Here is an 18889-nt window from a genome sequence, read left to right as displayed (position 1 = left end):
TTTATGAATACGTTTTTTAAATCAAGATCTCATTACAACCAGATAATACAAAAATGTGATTGGAATGTTAGAAAGCAACAATAAGATTTTAAAACCAATGTCTTTTCGCTGTTGAGGTAAATGAATAAACTTTTCTGCTAAGTGAAAAAACATAATCAAATTGACTACAATGGCAGCTAAAGCAAAAGGCCAAGCAATTACTAAAATATTCGGATTTTCATTCGAAATAATATAAAGCACAAACAATATCGTACTGATTGTAAATGTGCCAACCGCCAATTCTATAGATTGTTTTTCTTGAAAAGGTTTGTTGTATATTGTTTTCATGATTTTTAAATATTAAAAGTTTGCTGAATAGTTTGAATAGGCATAAAAAGCATTTTTGAAAAATCGAGATAATAAAATGCATTTGCTTTTTTTCCTCTTTTAAATTGCTGAATGAAATACTTCATACGTTTCGGGTAAAAAATTGTTCCAGTAGTTATAACCATAAATAAATACAAGCTTTTCTTTCCATTTCCGAGCAGATAATACTGCATGCCAATTTCTTCATAAACCGAAACTCCAGTATTGGTCAGAACATGAATAATGTCGTGATCTTCTAGTTTTTCTTGAATATCAAAATGATTCTTGTAGAGAAAATTTCCTAAACCGAATCCTAAACTTTCTTCTGGATAGTTCATTAATAAAGTTTTATCAATATTCCAAGGTTCATTCTTTTTAAAATATTTTTGATATGGTCTTTTGGAACATTCGTACAGTTTTTCAATCAGATAATCTCTCATGGGTTAGTTTTTAAAAGTTCTTTGAATTTCAAAGTTAATTTGCAAATAAAAAAGCTAGAATGACTAAGAACTAGCTTTTTAAAATATTAATAAGTGTCTACTACTGTTTTCAATATATTAGAATCGGCTAAGTCAGAAGGAGCAACGACTTTTTCTTCTAAAGGAATATCATTGCCGTAACGCTCTTTTAATATTTTCTGAACTCTCGGATTCTGTAAATTAAAATCTTTCAATTCTCTAAGTTTAGACAATTCTATTCCTGCAGCATTTTTATAGATTTTCCAGATCAATTCAGAACAATATATTCTGTTATCAGTCCATTCAAAATAAGCATCATATTCTTTACCGTCAAGCTGTTGGCTATAATCTTTCATTTTCTGTAAAACCTGTTGGCTCAAAACGCGATTGTCTTTTAATCTTTTTACCACATATTTGCTGTCTTTTCCATGTTTAATCCAATCTTCAAGAGTAGTAAGTTTTACTGGCTGAACAGCTTCAAAAACAAACCATTTTCCATTAATATCGTAAATAATGCCGCAATGAGAGAATTTAGAATTTGTTGCAATTCGAACCGCTTCGCATTGTTTAGACTCAGATGTCTGAAAAATAAGATCCCCATCCTTAAACTTGCTTACAGTGGTTTTTTCTTCTTTGTTTCCAGTAAAAGGATTGTTTGGAAAAACTTTTATAGCCACAATTAATGCGCATGTAAAACTCAAAAAGAAAGTAATGATTGGGAATAGATATTTTTTCATTTTCATAAAGTAAATTTTAAAGTACTTTGAATTACAAAGTAAATAATAAAAAAAATAGCTGCCAAATAAAATGACAGCTATTTTTACAAATATTTTTTATGCAATATTAGACTCTAAAGATACCTCCAACAGCAATAATACGCTGGAAGAAGAAGAAGTCTTGAGAAGCTTTGTCAACACTGCTTGTTGTAGTTCTGATATCATGCATGTTGATATAACCTCCTTTTAACTCTCCCTGAATATAGAAGTGTTTGAAAAAAGTAACGTTGATACCAGCTTTTGCAGAAACACCGTAACCAGAAACATGAAAATCATCATGACGTTCTTTACCTAAAAGAGTAGTATTAGTTTTTGGGTACAAAAGACCAGCTCCCAATCCTTCAGTTAAGTTAATCTGAACTTTGTCAATGTTTGGTAATCTAAACCATTTAGAAACATCATCAAATCTGGCAACTTCAGTATTAATGTAGTTTAAACCATCTGTATGTTCGTACATTAAAAACGCTGGGCCGTTTGCATTTATTTCACCATTGCCATAACCACCTTCTTTAGCTCCTCCCTGAGACATATCGACAGGAGTATTGTTGTAATTGCCATTGTAAATTGATGCGGGATCGTCTGCAGGTAAATTGATGTTTCCAGTAACATTTGCAATTTGATTCTGTGCCATTACATATTTCATGTGGTCAACGCCAATTGTAACGCTGTAATGATCACTAAAAAAATAACCAAATCTCAAATTAGTTTGAGGAATAGTCATATTGGCAGGATTGATATAATCAACATGCCATCCTTTTGGTTTGTCATGAGCTTTCATGTTATCAACCGTAAAGTTGTAATCCTTACCTCTAAAGTTTACATCAGAATTCGAGTAACTTTCTCTATTACCACCCCACATCACAAAGAATTTTCCTTTGTTGTGTGCGGCGTACTTTTGTACAGGTATTTCTTCCTGAGCAAATGTGTTTAAAGAAACACAAGCCAGTAAGAAAAATAAAAATTTTGTTTTCAAAGAACTTAAGTATTATATATATAAATTAAAATGCATTAACTGTTTTTCTGATCGCAACTAACTTGTTCATTAGACCTTCAAAATAGTCTAAATGAAGCATATTAGCGCCATCACTTTTTGCGTTTGCTGGATCAAAATGCGTTTCGATAAAGATACCATCAACACCAACTGCAATACCTGCTTTGGCAACGGTTTCAATCATGTCTGGTCTTCCGCCTGTAACACCAGCAGTTTGATTTGGCTGTTGTAAAGAATGCGTTACGTCTAAAACCGTAGAAGCATATTGCTGCATAGTAGGGATTCCTCTAAAATCAACAATCATGTCTTGGTATCCAAACATAGTACCACGGTCTGTAACCATAACATTTTCATTATTGCAGTCTAAAACTTTCTGAACAGCATGTTTCATGCTTTCCGGACTCATAAATTGCCCTTTTTTCAAATTTACTGTTTTTCCAGTGTTGGCAGCAGCCACAACAAGATCGGTCTGGCGAACTAGGAAAGCTGGAATCTGTAATACATCTACATATTGAGCAGCCTTGTCAGCATCTTCATTTGTATGGATATCTGTTACTGTTGGCACATGAAAAGTTTCAGAAACTTTTCTTAAGATTTTTAATGCTTTTTCGTCACCAATTCCAGAAAAACTGTCAATTCTAGAACGGTTTGCTTTTTTAAAAGATCCTTTAAATACATAAGGAATCTGTAAATTGTCGGTAATACCAACTAATTTTTCAGCAATTCTAAGAGCCATTTCTTCTCCTTCAATAGCGCAAGGTCCCGCCAATAAAAAGAAATTCCCGCTTTCAGTATGCTTAATTTGTGGAATATGTTGTAAGTTCATAAAATTATTTTTTTGCACTGCAAAGGTAGTTATGATTTATGAATAGCAGATGAAGATTTAAGATTATTTTAAGAACTCTAATAACTGGCTAGGAGCTTAGTAGAATTAACGAATTTCTAAAATTTCTTTTAAATGATTAAATGCTTTTTCCGAGGCAATATTAAAGCATGAAATAAAACTAATAGATGATATTTGTCATGTTTTAAAGTTTTGCAGTGAATGCTGTTTTTTGGACTTAACTACTTTGTCTTTTTGATCTATTTTCTATCCTTCTTTTAATCAAAAATTGAATCACAATAATCAAAATAAGAATAAAAAGTAAAAAGAAAGAAGCCATAACAATACCTAAAAGAGGCATTCCGCATCTGATTGGGTTTGGATATTGTTCGTATCGTTTTGAAAAATTATAATTGACAATGTAATAAGAAATAAAAGCAAGCAAAATATAAGAGATAAAACTAATCCAAGATGCCGAACTAAATTTAATTGAAGCAGGCTTATAGATTGTTTTAGTTCCTAATATTAATTGAAATAAAATAGGAAGAAGGAGTAATATAAAAGGAAGCAATTCAAGCATATCTTGAGAATTGGTTATATTTATTTTAACCTCAATCCAACCGGAACCATCAAAATCCCTTTTTCATAAATATTTAAATAAAGCTTAACAGGCTTTTTTTGCCCGTCCCATTTCAATTCATAAACATTCAAAAATCCAGCACCCATATTGCTTCGCTTAGTAGGGAATGGGCAGCAGGTTTCTAATCTGGAATACGTTATTTTTTCACCATTCGGACCAGCCAAAGCATTTAAAAAACGAGTTTCGTTTAACGCTTCATTGTTGGTGTTCTGAAAAAATATATTGATTGGATAATCAGGGTCGTAACCGTATTTTTTGTCTTTAGCAAATTGCGTTATGGAAAAGGTATTATCTTTCTTTAAAATTAAATCAGGCGCATTGTCATCTACATTTTTTAAAGTTGATTTTGTACTTATGCAAGAAGAAGCACTGATTAATAAAACGATTAAAATAGCTATTTTTTTCATGATTCTGGTTATTGAGAAAGTTAAACTATCTGTTCTACTTTTTTTGGATTTAGTTTTAAAACACCAACTACAATCAGATATTGTGCCAGAAGATAAGTTAGCATAATAAAAAAGGAACTTTTCGGTATTGGAGCATAAAACTTATTTACAGCCAGAATACTATCTGAAATAACAAAGAAAACAGCTCCAAAAAAAACGAGTTTATTTCCAGGTTTTTCCCATACCAAAAATCCGTTGAAAGCAAATAAAAGCATAATCGAAATTACTGAGGCGTAAATAGAAACAGGAATTTCAAGACTGCCTAAATGAGGCATTAGAACAGAAATCATTCCTATTAGATAAAATGCAATTAAGATACTTCCAAATATAAAAAGAGGTTTATTCTGTTTTTTTCTATTTCTTTTCTGTTTATTAAAAAGTATGCAATAGATGATGTGAGCTGTGAGAAAACAAACTAATCCTAAGATAAAGTAAATCTCGCCAAGGTCTGTAAAAAGTAAAATGACATCTCCAAGCCAAGAAAGTGTAAGTGCTGCCAATAAAATGTTCTGACTAGGAAATTTTCTGTAAAAATAGACTCCAAATCCGATAATTGGTATTAGAATAGGTTTCAGAAAGAGATCAAAACGCTCGTGGCCAGTAAGGAGAATAATCAGGTACGCCAAACTAAATGCCGCATAAATTTTAAAAAAAGAAGAGTTTCTCATAATAGGGGTTATGAATTGATATATTGGTTTTGGTTGGTTTTAAAATCAAAATTAACAAAATAAAATGTCGTTAAAAAAGATAAGATAAGGTAGGTAAAAATAATATAATTACTGCTTGGAAGGACACGATTTAGACCAAACCAATCTCCATAATATCCAATAATACAAATTACAATCCCCAATCGAAAGCCTTCCCACAAAAGGGCATATTTATTTTTATCCATTAACTCTGTGTAGCTATATATGGTTAGGAATATAAAAAAGCCATAAACAAAAATATTAGGCAGACCGATTTTGGCAATATTATCAAATAGATAACTCACAAAAAGTAATGTTATTAAAACTTGTGCAACAGACCAATATATTAGTTTTTGAGAGTTTTGCGTACCATATTTTTCAAAATTAAAAACATTTTCAATTTTGTGTACAGGATATTTTTCTTCAAAATTTTCAGGACGCCAGCCAGTTGGCTTAAACCAAATAGTCAATTTGTCTTTCCATTTTGGAGCTCGCCAGGCATCTTTTATCAATAAAGTCAAATGCTGAAAATTTATTTTAATTGGATTCCATGTATTGGCAGGTCTTGTGATGCCGAAAACAGGAGGTACGTCGTCTAATTCTTCTTGGAAAGTGCCAAAAAGCTTGTCCCAAAAAATAAAAATCTGAGAATGGTTTTTGTCTAAATATTCTGGATTAATGGCATGATGCACACGATGATGCGAAGGCGTTACCAAAATATGCTCAATAAATCCCATTTTCTTGATGTGTTTGGTATGATACCAAAACTGTAAAAATAAATGAATAGGAAGTGTAATAGCTATTACAGAAGCAGGAACGCCCAATAAAGCTGCCGGAATCAATAAAAAGGTAAACAGGTTTACTAGACTCGCAATGGGCTGGCGAAGCGCGCAGGCAAGATTAAATTCTTCACTGCTATGGTGTATGGCATGTTTGTTCCAAAGAAAATTAATCTGGTGTGCCAGACGATGGCTCCAATAACCGTAAAAATCAATTACAAAAAAAGCAATACAGTAGGAGAGAACATTGGCTTCTAAATGCTGTAACGCTATTTTAGAAACCAGCCATTCATAAGAAAGAAAAGTAACACTCAGTCCCAGAACATCTTTAACCGAATTGGTAATGCCCGAACTTATGCTTGATACACTATCTATTAATGGAGCAGTATCGTTCTTTTTATAAATGCCATAAATTTTTTCAATAACAATTAAGGCTAAAAAAATCGGCATTGCAATAATCAATATCTTTCCGTATTCTTCCATAACAAATGCATTCTATTTCGTTCAAATATATAATAAAAACGAATGCATTTTGAGTTATTGGCAATTAAACCGCTATGAATATATTTTTTATTCAAAAGCCCACTGCAAATTATTGAGGTTCAAAAGGATATTTTATTGAATAGAATTTGGATGTTTTTGGGTTCTTAATATTAAATCGAACCACTTCTTTTATAATTTGAAACGAGTCATATTTTAATTCCAATTGTGTTTCATTATCAGAGTTTACAATGCCATATTTATTGTTTTTCTTTACAACAAATTCTCCTGTTCCGTAAATCTCTGTAACCGCATCATATTCTGCTGGAATTGCAATTTTGTTCTTATTGCTGTAAACTCCAAATTTATTTTTGTCTTTAAAAATCTGATAATTGCTCTTTGAAAATCCTCTAAAGTACTGATTGCTTTTTACAAACTCATCCACGAAGATTTCAGTTTCAGTGTAATTATTGTTTTCAATAGTCAGAAGATATTTTTTTGAATTTTTTACAGCAAAAATTTTGTTTTGAGCAGCGCTATAAAAATCATACTCTTCTGGAATTATAATTTCACCTTTGGCAGAAAATAATCCGCCTTTATTCTCGGCATTAGTTGTGATATAGTGCTTAGAAAACGGATCAATATATTTATACGATATTGGAATGATTTCTTTTTCTAAATATGGATTTATAACACCTTGCAAATTGCCTTTACTAGCAAAATAATGATTTTTGAACGAAATGCTGTCATTAGAAAAAACACCATAAACGTTATCATAAATCAAGGGTTTTAAAACAGCATCTTTTTGATTGATTATTCCTTCCTTGCCATTGTTTTTTACAATATATATAGAATTTGAAGGCATAATCTCATCGTATTTGCATTCAATTTCATACTGCCCATTTGAATTTATGATTCCTTTTTTCTTCGTTAAGGTATTAAGAATAAGGAAAGAATTTTGGGAAAGAATCCTTTCGTAGCGATGATTTTTAATAGTATTTAAAACAATATTTCCTAAAGTATCAATTATCAAAGTATTTTTGTTTTGAAGTGTAACAATCGACCTTTTATGTTGGAAATACTCAATATCAAAAGCTTGAAAATTAGTGATTTGTTTCCCTTTGGAATCAAATAAATCAATGCTATTAGTATTTTGAACAAATAAAATTCCATTATTACCCATTACTTGCTCGTACTTTATAGGCAAAACTACCTTGTTCCCAATATCAATAACGCCAGTTTTGTTATTTTTTGAAACACGTACAAGATTATCTCCTAAATAATAAACATCATCATATTCAAAAGGAATTTTTAGATTTCCTTGTAAATCAATAAAACCTCTTTTGTATTTTTTATTGATAATGATTCCAGCCTCAAATATATTTTTCAGCTCTTTTCTGTTTTCTATATATTCGTAATTAGGTTTAATAACCACATTGCCAAGAGAATCAATTAATCCCATTTTTCCCTTAAAGGTTCTAAATACAGCATAATCATTTTCAAAACTATAAACATATTCATAAGTCTTATTTTCCATTAATTGTTTACGAAGAGGCTCAAATTTCGATTGGCCTTTGGCTATAAAAGAGAATAACAGAATTAGTAAAAGAAGGATATTTCTCATGATTTAAAGTTAATACAAATAAAAACGCATTCTCTTCAATTCTAGTATAGAATAAAAAAGAATGCGTTTAAAATTATCAGATCAATTAAACAATTTCGGCGCTAAGACCAGCTTCCAAAAGTTGTGTGCATTGAGGTTTAAGTTTTTCTATCGGGCCTGTTTTTACAGTGCATTTTCCGTTATAATGTACAATCAAAGAGCATTGCTCGGCTTGTTCAGCTGTGTGGTCGCAAACACGCATAAGAGTATCAATTACGTGATCAAAAGTGTTTACATCATCATTGTATACAATGATCTCGTTATTAAAACCAATGGCTTCTTTTTCGCGAACTCTTTCTCTTACTTTTTCTTTAGTACTCATGTTGTTATAGTTTTTGTACTGAATTGATTATCAGTGTCTAATTTACGTATTTTAAAGATACCCAGTTGTTTCTTTGAAGCTTTTTAACATAAGTTAAACCTTTTTCAACGCACGAAGCATCAATAAACGGAATGTCTTCTTCATAGAAACCGCTAAAAAGAATAATTCCTTTTGGATTCAAAGCATCAACATAAGCCTGCATATCGTTCAACAAAATATTTCTGTTGATATTGGCAATAATTAGATCATACTTTTTACCCGCCAATAATGCAGCATCGCCTTCATAAACGGAGATATGTTTGCAATTATTGCGTTCCGCATTTTCGATAGAGTTGAGGTAGCACCAATTGTCAATATCAATGGCATCAATTGGTTCAGCACCTTTCATTTCAGCTAAAATGGCTAAAATGGCAGTTCCGCATCCCATATCAAGAGTTTTAAGACCTTTTACATCCATTTCCAATAAATGCTGAATCATCATGTGAGTAGTTTCATGATGTCCAGTTCCAAAACTCATTTTAGGTTCAATTACAATATCAAACTCAGCATCCGTTTTTTCGTGAAAAGGAGCGCGAACGTGACATTTTCCGTCTACATCAATCGGTTCAAAATTCTTTTCCCATTCCTCATTCCAGTTTACCTGATCGATTTCTTCAATCGTATATTCAATCTTAAACTCCTCAGATTGTAGAATATAAATATCATCCAGAATATTTTCATCCCATAAATCCTTCTTCACAAAAGCAGAAATTCCGTTTTCAGTCTCTGTAAAACTTTCAAACGCTTTTTCGCCCAATTCAGCCACTAAAATTTCAGAACCCAATTCTTTTGGCTCAATTGTAAAATGATATCCTAAATATATATTCGACATAAATAAAAAATTTTTGCAAAGGTAAGAATACAAAGCAAAAGTTGTTCATAAATAAATCATATTGTTATAAATTTTAATACTAATTTTGAATTGTATTTTGTAAGTTTTTTATTATTATGAAAAATATTGTTTTGGTAGCGCTTTTGGTTATTCTAAGCTCAGCAAGCTGCGAAAAAGAGCATGACGTTATCCGATCTTTTTGTTATTGGAAAACCGATATGGATTTTCAGGAAGCGGAAGATTCTTTAGTTAAGAAAATGGATGTCCAACATATGTATGTCCGTTTCTTTGACATAGATTATAATCCATATTCAAAAGAATCTTTGCCGGTTGCTACCATTCAGGATATTTCACTCAATAAAAGTAATCCTGAGATTACGCCAAGCATTTTTATTGCCAACGAAGTGGTTTTAAAGTCTGATACCAAGCAGCTGGATAGTCTGGCGGTGAGAATGGCTCGCCGAATCGAACAGATTGCTAAAAAGATGAATGATAGAAAAGCAGAAAGCAATGCGTATAATATTGTTTATCCAAAAGATTATTATAAGCAGAAAGACTTTAAAGCCCTAAATTATGATTCGGTTAAAAAAGCAGAATCAGCCAAATTAAAAGTTGATTTTAAAGAAATCCTGATTGACTGTGATTGGACCGAAAAATCGCAGAAGAATTATTTCTATTTATTAAAGCAGATTAAAAAGCAATATCCAAATTCGAAAATTGTGGCAACAATTAGGCTTTGGCAGTATAAATATGCTACAAAAGCTGGAATACCGCCAGTTGATAAAGGCTTGCTGATGTGTTATAATATTACCAAACCAGACGATTTTCAGACTAAAAACTCTATTGGAACTAGCGAAGAATTGTCGCAATACATAACACACAGCGATTACAAACTCAAACTGGATATTGCCTTGCCATTGTATAGTTGGGGAATCGCTTTTAGAGGAAATCAGTTTAAAGGCATTTTATCTGATTATGATCGATTGATAAAAGATACCATTAAAGTGAAAAAAACGTCAGAGGACAAATATGTTTTGCAAGATGATGTTTTAATAGGGCAGACGTATCTTAGAAATGGCGACGAAATTAGAATCGAGAAAATTTCAGACAATGAAATTGATAAAATGATTTCGATCATTAAAAACAAAATTCAGATTGACAATCAGACAAAAGTGACCTTTTTCTCTTTTGATAAAAAATACATAAACGATTATGGAACCGAAAATATCTCCAATTTTTATGCGAGTTTTTAGCAGCTTGCTTTTCGTTTTAAGCGTTCAATTTTCATTTGCCTGCGGATGGAGCGTTTCGCCAGAAACCAGCCGTTTAGCTTTGTTTAAAGCACAGCGAGATGGTTTCTTTAAACTCACGCCATTCTATTATTCGGCAGATAATTATTATGCAACTAATACTGTTTCGAGTGTAGATCAGGAAAAGAATTGTTTAGAGTGGAAAAAGAAATTAGGAAATGGCATTAATCCTGATGACGTTCATAAGATTTTGTATGAGACAGATTCAGAGCAATTTCAAACTGCTTTTGAAAACAAAACTTTAAAAAGTGTCTTTCCTAAAAACACTTTTGTAGAAGCTTTATTATTGTCTAAAAATAAAGCCTTTTTAAATTATATTTTGCTGGCTAAAAAGTTAGAATATGGTAATGTAGAATACACAAAATGGGAATCTTGGGATCAATTAGGAAGCAATTATAAAAACTATGATTTAGAAGATAATTTCGATTTTGAAAAGAAAATAAAATCGACTAAGGATTCATTTCTAAAACAGCGCTATGCTTTTTTAGCGTTGCGATATTATTTTTATACACAGCAAAAGCAAAATGTTATGCAATTATATGATTCCTACTTTGCTTCTGAATCGAATACAATTCTTAAACCATGGGCATTGTATTACAATGCATTATGTATTGAGAATTTACCTTTGCAAAATTATTTGCTGAGTAAAGTTTTTAATTCCTGCGAAGAAAAATCATTTGCGGTGCTGCAGCATTACAATTGGAAATTGACTGAAGAAACTTTGGCATTAGCACAAAACGATGAAGAACGAAGCGTTATTTTGTCTATCGAAAGTCTTCGAAATCCGGCACCAGACTTAAAAGCAATTAAAGCAATTTATGAATTAAGTCCAAACAGTTTGTTTTTAAGTTTTTTAATTGGAAGAGAAGTAAACAAACTCGAAGATTGGATTTTTACGCCTCAATATACCAATGACGGAACTCCATCAGTAGTTTTCAGCAGTACAGATTGGTATGAAAATTACGCTAAAGCGAAAGAAGAAAACTTCAACAAGGATATTTTATATTTGAGAGAATTAGAATATTATTTGATTTCGATTCGCGAACAGACTTCTGGCGAGCAGAAAGATTATATTACCGCTGCAATTGCTCAATTATGTTTCATTGACGATCAGGTCGATGAAGGAAAAAAATATACTGATTTGATTTCTAGTAAAGCCAATGCTTCGATACAGATGCAAAAAAATATTCAGCTGGCTTTGGTTTCATTAAAACAAGATGATTTAAAGGACGAAAAAGTTCAGAATCAGCTTTATAAATACTTTGATTCAGTTGAAAATTTAGTAGAAACCGATCACGGATTATTTAAAAATTTATATAGTTTATACCGAATTGCAAGTAATGATTTTTATATAAAAGGAGATGTTGTTACAGCTGGTTTGCTTTGGATGAAATCGGATATTAAAAATGAAGGAGAATATGCAGCATATAGCAATCCGTACTTCTTTAGTTATATAGGATATTTTGACCGAAATGCATCTGTAAAAGATATTGACCTTTTGATGGCTTTACAACAAAAAACAGATAAAACGCCTTTTGAAAAATATATTTGTTCTGGAACAATTGCTCCAAATATCAATTATTATAAAGATTTAAAAGGAACAATTGCCTTTAGAAATAACAATTTGGAATTAGCTTATGAAACTTTTTCAAGTATGCCTCAGGATTTTTGGGAAAAGAATTATCAGTATAAAAACTATTTAAACGAAAATCCTTTTACTCCTAAAATTCTTCAGAAACAAGAAGAAAGAAAGTTTGATTATCGTTTCAATAAAACCGATTTTATAGCAAAACTGATTCAGCTTAAAAAGCAAAATACAGCAAGCAGTAATCTGCAATTGGCGCACGCATATTTTAATGTTTCGTATTTAGGAAATTCCTGGATGATGACCGCTTATGACTGGAGTTCTGGAGCATCTTACACTGATTATGTTTATGGAGATAATACAGAAAATGAAAAAAAATACCAAAATGGCAATTATTACAATCTGAAAATGGCCAAAATGTATTATGAAAAAGCTTTAAAAATGTCTAAAAATAGCAACGAAAAAGCAATGGCAAGCTTAATGATTTTTGAATGCAATTATTATGATCATTATGCAGAATTGATTAGCGAGGAAGAAGAAGCCAAAAATCCTTTTAAAGCAGGAAGAGAATTGGTTAATTTTTATTCTATTTACAAAACCACACCAACGTTTAAAAAGTACAATTGTCCGCTTTTGAAATCATTTATTAATTAAAAATTGTTTTTTAACCATATAAGTGCTAAAAGTGAATATAATCTCTTGACTTTGAGTGATGAGAAATATAAATATATAAAAAACGTTCGCTGTGCGAACGTTTTTTTATATAGGGATTTCAAAATCTAAAATCTAAAATCTAAAATCTAAAATCTAAAATCTAAAATCTAAAATCTAAAATCTAAAATCTAAAATCTAAAATCTAAAATCTAAAATCTAAAATCTAAAATTAAATAGCTGTAACAATAGCTAAGAAATCATCAGCTTTTAAAGCTGCACCTCCAATTAAACCACCATCTACATCTGGTTTAGAGAAGATTTCTTTAGCGTTTTCTGGTTTAACAGAACCACCGTATAAAATAGAAACTTCATCAGCGATATCAGCTCCAAAAGCTTTGCGGATAGTTTCTCTGATGAATTCGTGCATTTCTTGAGCTTGCTCTGGCGATGCAGTTTCTCCAGTTCCGATAGCCCAAACTGGCTCATAAGCTAAAACAATTTTAGACCAAGATTCTTTTGCAATATGGAAAACGCCATCACGCAATTGATTCTCAACAATGTTGAAGTGATTTCCAGACTGACGGTCTTTTAATTCTTCTCCAAAGCAGAAAATAACTGTCATGTCATGTTTTAAAGCTGTATCTACTTTGTTTGCGATTAAAGCATCTGTTTCGTGGAAAATAGCTCTACGCTCTGAGTGGCCTAAGATTACGGTATTAACGCCAATGCTTGTTAACATATCTGCAGAAATCTCTCCTGTAAAAGCACCACCTTCAGCTTGGTGAACGTTTTGAGCAGAAACTCCGATAGTTGTGTTTTTTAATTTAGTCGCTGCCGCTTGTAAGTTTACAAAAGTTGGCGCTACAATTACTTGTGCATTTGTTTTCGCTGGAATTTTAGCAATTAATTCGTTCAATAACTCTTCAGTTTGCGCAGCATTTTTATGCATCTTCCAGTTTCCTGCAACAATCGATTTTCTCATTTTGGTAGTTTTATATTATTTTTTTGTTTTTTGTTTTGAAATTAAAGCAAAGTCCAAATTGATATTGGAATTTTGACATTGCAATTGTTATTGAAGCTTATTTCAATGATTGTAAAGTAGAATTGATTTTTTCGAAATCAGTTTCGATCGCTCTGTATAAAACGATTTTTCCTGTTTTGTCCACTACGATATATCTTGGAATCCAATCTAAATCAATAGCTTTTCCGAAAAGGCCTTTCATACCATCATTCATCATATAGTGATCGCCTTTATTTAATTCGTGTTTTTCGATCCCTGCTTTCCATTTATCAGCTGTTTTATCAGCCGAAATAAACAAGTAAGAAACATCAGGATTATTGGCTTGTAATTCTTTTAATTTTGGCATTGCTTTTACGCAGTCACCACACCAAGAAGCCCAAACTTCGATAACCAAAGTTTTTCCTTTGTATTTTTTTAAGATATTTTTGAAAGTAACCTGACTTCCGTCAGTGGCTAATAATTTCTCAGATAAAGCCTCTTTAGAAAAAGCTGTTTTCTGAGCTTGTGTGCAAGAAAAAGAAATAAATGCAATTACGGCTAGGACTAATTGTTTCATATTTTATTAAAATTATTTTTTATTAAGGTACTGAATTCACAAAGTTAAACAAACAAATTGAATGCCAATTGCAGATTAACAAAATTTGAAGAGTCGTTTATTTTGTAACAAAATGGTGTTTTTTGGTTGAAATAAGCGTTTTGAAAACGTAATAGTTGGCTGTGAAATCAAGTATTTTTTTGAAACTCCTTTTTTGGAAATAATTAAAAAGCATTTTTTTTGTTTTCGCAAATGAAAATTGAAGCAGAAAAACGTCAGATTTCATAAAAAGAGCCTTCAATAAAATTAAAATTATTGAAGGCTTTTTAGATTTATATGTTAATTGAAATATTACAATTTCAGATCATCTGTATCATTGTAATGAACTTTTTGAACAATAGTTCCATTATGAACAACTACAATGCTCGGATTTGCTCTTTCGACAGTTTTTAAAGCTGTACCGTCGCAGAAATAGAAATCAATATCTAAAGCATAATCTTTTTTGGCTTTTGCAATTTCCTCAGCTCCAGACGCCGTCATTCCAATTACTTTGTAACCTTTAGCTTTTGCCTCTGCCGTAACTTTTGCTAATTTTTTCATTCCTTCCGGATTTGATAAATTCAAATCGTAAGTTACATAGATTAGCAATTTAGGCTCTTTTAATAATTCTTCTTTATAGTCAGAATCATCTTTTGTCATAGTGAAATCATGAATTGGCGGAACGTATCCTTCAGAAATTACTTTGTCTTTTCTATCAACAAATACGGCACCTTCAGGAATATTCATCAAATCTTTTTCTGTAAATTCTTTATCAACACCATTTACTTTGTAGATAAAAATCATTTCAACAACCGATTTAGGCGCGCCCTCTGGAATTTCCATTCCTTTCTCGATGTTTGTTCCCACTTTATATGGACGGAAATCTTTGATAGGATTGTGATTTATAACCCAAACCGCCATGAATACACAAAGAACAATACTAATCAATACGATGATATTGGTAACTAGTTTAGAAAATAAAGGTTTTACTAATTTTTTATTGATGAATAAAATCAAGATAAAGAACAGTAAAACAACATCTTTTGTAAACGACTGCCAAGGCGTTAAATGTAAAGCATCTCCAAAACACCCACAGTCTTTTACTACATCAAAATAAGCAGAGTAGAAGGTAAGGAAAGTAAAGAAGACAATTAAAAGCAATAGTGCCCAAATCGTTAATTTTGATTTATAACCCACCAAAAGCATCACGCCTAAAACTACTTCTAAAATTACTAAGAAAATAGCTAATCCCAAAGCTAATGGCTCTAGAAATGGCATATTGAAAACCGGTTCACTAAAATATTCAGCAAGTTTATAAGAGAAACCAACAGGATCATTCAGTTTTATTAATCCGGAAATAATAAATAGTACGCCGACAAATAATCGGGAGAATTGGGTAATGATGTTTTTCATGGCAAATATTTAGGGTTTAAATTCTAAATTTTTAAATCCCAAACTCCAATATTAAAGTTGGAATTTGGGATTTTATTTTTTGGAATTTGATTTATTTTATAGGGTTTAAGATTAAAGCAAAAACAGAATAATTAATCATATCCTGATAATTAGCATCGATTCCTTCAGAAACAATCGTTTTTCCTTTATTATCTTCAATCTGTTTAACACGGAGCAATTTCTGCAGAATTAGATCGGTTAAAGAACTTACACGCATATCACGCCAAGCTTCGCCATAATCATGGTTTTTAGCTTCCATTAAATCTTTGGTAAGCTTTACTTTAGCATCGTATAATTCAGTTGCTTTTTCAACATCAAGATCCGGCTGATCTACAACACCCAATTCTAACTGAATCAAAGCCATAATAGAATAATTGATGATTCCGATAAATTCTCCTTTTTCATCTTCATCCACTTTGCGGACTTCATTTTCTTGCAAACTTCTAATTCGCTGTGCTTTTATAAAAATTTGATCTGTCAATGATGGCAATCTTAAGATTCTCCAGGCACTGCCGTAATCTTTCATTTTATTGATAAACAAGGAGCGGCAAACCGCTATAACATTATCAAACTCGTGAGAAGTATTCTTCATTTATATGCTGTATATTTGCTAAAATTTCTTCAAAAATAAGGATAATTTTTTTAGAGTTTCAAGTTTAAGGTTCGCTTTGTTTCAAGTTTTTTCTAAACAAAGTGTTAATAGGGATAACTTGAAACGGAAAAATGTTTCAAGTTTCAGGTTTCAAGTTTTACGTTCCAAAACTTGTCCAATCTGAATCCAACTTGAAACTTTAAACAAATAAAAACTTGAAACAAATGTTTATTAACTGCAAAGGCGAACTTATAGATTTATCGGTTCCTAAAGTAATGGGAATCCTAAATGTTACGCCAAACTCCTTCTTTGACGGAGGAAAATATAAAAACGAAGACGAGATTATTTCGCAAGTCGGTAAAATGCTTTCTGAAGGCGCAACATTTATCGATATTGGCGCTTATTCGAGCAAGCCAAGTGCCGAATTTGTCTCAGAACAAGAAGAAATTGACCGCATTGTTCCAGCTATAGAATTGATTTTAAAACATTTTCCACAAACGTTACTATCTATTGATACTTTTAGAGCTGAGGTTGCGAAAGCGAGCATAGAAAGTGGTGCAGCAATTATAAACGATATTGCGGCAGGAGAATTGGACGATAAAATGTTTGATGTTATCGCTAAATATAACGTTTCGTACATCATGATGCATATGCGAGGAAATCCGCAGACGATGCAAAGTTTGACACAATATGTTGATATTATTAAAGAAATGCTTTTCTATTTTTCTGAGAAAGTGCAACAAGCAAGAAGTTTAGGAATTAACGATTTGATTCTAGATCCAGGTTTTGGTTTTGCCAAAACAACCGATCAAAATTATGAAGTAATGCAGAAAATGGAACTTTTTAATCTTTTAGAATTACCTGTCTTGGCAGGGATTTCAAGAAAATCAATGATTTATAAAACACTTGATATTACGCCACAAGAAGCTTTAAATGGAACAACGTTTCTAAATACAATCGCTTTGACAAAAGGAGCAAAAATTCTTCGTGTGCACGATGTGAAAGAAGCGGTGGAATGTGTTACTTTGTTTAATAAAATGAGTTTCGAATAATATTTAACGATCGTTTTGTCATTCCGAGCAACGAGGAATCACAATCGAAACTCGACAAAGATTGGCGAATTTCTGAGAGGAAATACTAGTGTGATTGCTTTGCAAGTTCGCTATCGCTCGTGTCCTCGTTCCTCGGAATGACAAACTTTGTGTTAATTCTCTGTTTAAAAAATAAATACAATGAAATACTTCACTTTAATTATCGCTTTATTTCTTTTCTCTTGCGGAAAAAAAGAAGATGTTTTACTGCCAAAATCAAATGTCTCAATTGTAAAAGATGTGCAAGATCATTCGCCAATTTATATCTTTTTTAAAGTTGAAGGAAAAGACACAATAGCTGATTTAAATCGAAAAAGTGCCATAATTTCAACAAATTGGATTTTCAATATTGATAAACGTCTTCCTTTGAAATTGTTGATTCCTCACGTAATAAAAATGCAGGATAAAAAGCGAAACGAGAAAATGCATCAGAATGAAGAATCGGAGAACTATTATTCTTACGCAGATTCTGTTGGAAAGAATTTAGCTTTTCTGCCTTTTACAAAAGTGTTTTATAAAACAGAAAGACCCAAAATAGGAAATTTTGTTGTTTACTTTAAAAAGGGAAAACAACAGGTTTTTATGGGAAATAAAGAGATAAAAATTTCAGAGATATTAAAGCAATTCTATAGCATAAAGTTTGAGAAAGTGCCAGATTTGGTGTTTTTATTTGATAAGGATATGAGTTATGGAGAATACATTCAATACAAAATCCTATTGCAAAAAGAGGTAACGTATAATCTCGATAGACTACCAGTAGAATTTATTTTTTAATACGTTAACATAAAAAAACTAAAAAGCCTTTCTAATTCAAGAAAGGCTTTTTAGTTTTAGAAGTTTAATAACCACCGCCTCCGCCGTCTCCGCCAGAAGTGCCAGTTTTTGTCAGAGTACCGCTGATTTCTCCATTAGGATAAGCAGTAGTGTGTAAATTAACGTAATAATGATTGGCCATCAGCTCGGTAATTTGCGCGTCAGTAATAGAACCAGATACAGATATTGGAGAGGTTGATACGCTTGCATCAGGAAACGGAATAACAATTGTGCCGTCCGCCGCATGTATATGACCATGTATTGGTGTTAATCCTGAAAAATTTACTTTAAGATCAAATGTTTTAGCAGTTTGATTTAATTTTAGTGTTGCACTGCCTGAAGCTGAAGAAGTTGCGCCTGTAACTGGGGTCAAATTAGCAGTAAATGTCACAATTACTGGTGTTGTGTAATTGTCGTCGTAACCATTAGAACACGAAGTCCCAATTAAAAGCAATAGTAGGATTGCCGAAAGGCGAAATAAAGATTTCATAATTATATGCTTTTTAGGTTAGAAGAA

20 protein-coding genes are annotated in these 18889 nt (G+C 31.8%); 4 read left to right on the top strand and 16 right to left on the bottom strand.

The window, feature by feature from the left end; translation table 11 throughout:
• Positions 1-21 precede the first annotated feature (21 nt).
• The 11 genes from BB050_RS21445 to prmA form a co-directional block, all read right to left on the bottom strand.
• Positions 22-327: a hypothetical protein gene (locus BB050_RS21445; protein WP_066035052.1), complete on the bottom strand. Its 306-nt coding sequence runs from the start codon at positions 325-327 to the stop codon at positions 22-24.
• Positions 328-332: 5 nt separating this feature from the next.
• On the bottom strand, positions 333-785 hold the full coding sequence (locus BB050_RS21440) for a hypothetical protein (protein WP_008462966.1): 453 nt from the start codon (positions 783-785) through the stop codon (positions 333-335).
• An 86-nt stretch (positions 786-871) separates the two neighbouring features.
• Positions 872-1540, bottom strand: a complete 669-nt coding sequence (locus tag BB050_RS21435) for a YiiX family permuted papain-like enzyme (protein ID WP_236940389.1) — start codon at positions 1538-1540, stop codon at positions 872-874.
• 106 nt (positions 1541-1646) lie between these two features.
• The gene (locus tag BB050_RS21430; protein ID WP_066035050.1) at positions 1647-2552 is read right to left on the bottom strand and encodes a hypothetical protein; all 906 of its coding nucleotides are present in this window, start codon (positions 2550-2552) and stop codon (positions 1647-1649) included.
• A gap of 25 nt (positions 2553-2577) precedes the next feature.
• Positions 2578-3396: a 3-deoxy-8-phosphooctulonate synthase gene (gene kdsA / locus BB050_RS21425; protein ID WP_008462969.1), complete on the bottom strand. Its 819-nt coding sequence runs from the start codon at positions 3394-3396 to the stop codon at positions 2578-2580.
• Positions 3397-3993: 597 nt separating this feature from the next.
• Positions 3994-4440, bottom strand: coding sequence for a 2-dehydro-3-deoxyphosphooctonate aldolase (locus BB050_RS21415; RefSeq protein WP_066035048.1), 447 nt, complete (start codon positions 4438-4440; stop codon positions 3994-3996).
• Between the two features lie 20 nt (positions 4441-4460).
• Entirely contained in the window at positions 4461-5147 is a 687-nt protein-coding gene (locus BB050_RS21410; RefSeq protein ID WP_066035047.1) for a lysoplasmalogenase, read from the bottom strand.
• Positions 5148-5155: 8 nt separating this feature from the next.
• Positions 5156-6427: a sterol desaturase family protein gene (locus BB050_RS21405; RefSeq protein ID WP_066035046.1), complete on the bottom strand. Its 1272-nt coding sequence runs from the start codon at positions 6425-6427 to the stop codon at positions 5156-5158.
• Positions 6428-6536: 109 nt separating this feature from the next.
• Complete coding sequence (locus BB050_RS21400) at positions 6537-8048, bottom strand: WG repeat-containing protein (protein WP_066035045.1); 1512 nt, start codon at positions 8046-8048, stop codon at positions 6537-6539.
• An 85-nt stretch (positions 8049-8133) separates the two neighbouring features.
• Positions 8134-8409: an ATP-dependent Clp protease adaptor ClpS gene (locus BB050_RS21395; RefSeq protein ID WP_066035044.1), complete on the bottom strand. Its 276-nt coding sequence runs from the start codon at positions 8407-8409 to the stop codon at positions 8134-8136.
• 37 nt (positions 8410-8446) lie between these two features.
• A complete protein-coding gene (gene prmA, locus BB050_RS21390) occupies positions 8447-9280 on the bottom strand; it encodes a 50S ribosomal protein L11 methyltransferase (RefSeq protein ID WP_008462980.1) in 834 nt (277 codons plus the stop codon).
• Positions 9281-9396: 116 nt separating this feature from the next.
• On the opposite strand from prmA, the gene BB050_RS21385 reads away from it, so the two are divergent.
• Positions 9397-10533 carry a hypothetical protein gene (locus tag BB050_RS21385; protein WP_066035043.1) on the top strand — a complete coding sequence of 379 codons (1137 nt, stop codon included), beginning with the start codon at positions 9397-9399 and terminating at the stop codon, positions 10531-10533.
• Entirely contained in the window at positions 10493-12829 is a 2337-nt protein-coding gene (locus BB050_RS21380) for a hypothetical protein (protein ID WP_066035042.1), read from the top strand. Before BB050_RS21385 ends, BB050_RS21380 begins: the two co-directional genes overlap by 41 nt.
• Positions 12830-13058: 229 nt before the next feature.
• On the opposite strand, the gene tpiA is transcribed toward BB050_RS21380, so the two are convergent.
• The 4 genes from tpiA to BB050_RS21360 all read right to left on the bottom strand — a co-directional run bounded on the left by tpiA (position 13059) and on the right by BB050_RS21360 (position 16468).
• On the bottom strand, positions 13059-13811 hold the full coding sequence (gene tpiA / locus BB050_RS21375; RefSeq protein WP_008462994.1) for a triose-phosphate isomerase: 753 nt from the start codon (positions 13809-13811) through the stop codon (positions 13059-13061).
• 97 nt (positions 13812-13908) lie between these two features.
• Entirely contained in the window at positions 13909-14406 is a 498-nt protein-coding gene (locus tag BB050_RS21370) for a TlpA family protein disulfide reductase (RefSeq protein ID WP_066035041.1), read from the bottom strand.
• 330 nt (positions 14407-14736) lie between these two features.
• On the bottom strand, positions 14737-15837 hold the full coding sequence (locus BB050_RS21365) for a BT_3928 family protein (protein ID WP_066035040.1): 1101 nt from the start codon (positions 15835-15837) through the stop codon (positions 14737-14739).
• A gap of 91 nt (positions 15838-15928) precedes the next feature.
• On the bottom strand, positions 15929-16468 hold the full coding sequence (locus tag BB050_RS21360) for a DUF1599 domain-containing protein (RefSeq protein WP_066035039.1): 540 nt from the start codon (positions 16466-16468) through the stop codon (positions 15929-15931).
• 224 nt (positions 16469-16692) lie between these two features.
• On the opposite strand from BB050_RS21360, the gene folP reads away from it, so the two are divergent.
• Both folP and BB050_RS21350 read left to right on the top strand, forming a co-directional pair.
• Complete coding sequence (folP, locus tag BB050_RS21355) at positions 16693-17520, top strand: dihydropteroate synthase (RefSeq protein ID WP_066035038.1); 828 nt, start codon at positions 16693-16695, stop codon at positions 17518-17520.
• A gap of 180 nt (positions 17521-17700) precedes the next feature.
• Entirely contained in the window at positions 17701-18333 is a 633-nt protein-coding gene (locus tag BB050_RS21350; RefSeq protein ID WP_066035037.1) for a hypothetical protein, read from the top strand.
• A 64-nt stretch (positions 18334-18397) separates the two neighbouring features.
• Here the strand turns inward: BB050_RS21350 and BB050_RS21345 are convergent, their stop codons facing one another.
• Positions 18398-18862: a CHRD domain-containing protein gene (locus BB050_RS21345; RefSeq protein ID WP_066035036.1), complete on the bottom strand. Its 465-nt coding sequence runs from the start codon at positions 18860-18862 to the stop codon at positions 18398-18400.
• Between the last annotated feature and the right edge of the window lie 27 nt (positions 18863-18889).

It is taken from the genome of Flavobacterium anhuiense (genome assembly GCF_001705175.1).
Taxonomy (GTDB): Bacteria; Bacteroidota; Bacteroidia; order Flavobacteriales; family Flavobacteriaceae; genus Flavobacterium; species Flavobacterium anhuiense.
The sequence above is the reverse complement of the archived record's forward strand: the minus strand, read 5'-3'. Positions and strand labels throughout refer to the sequence as shown.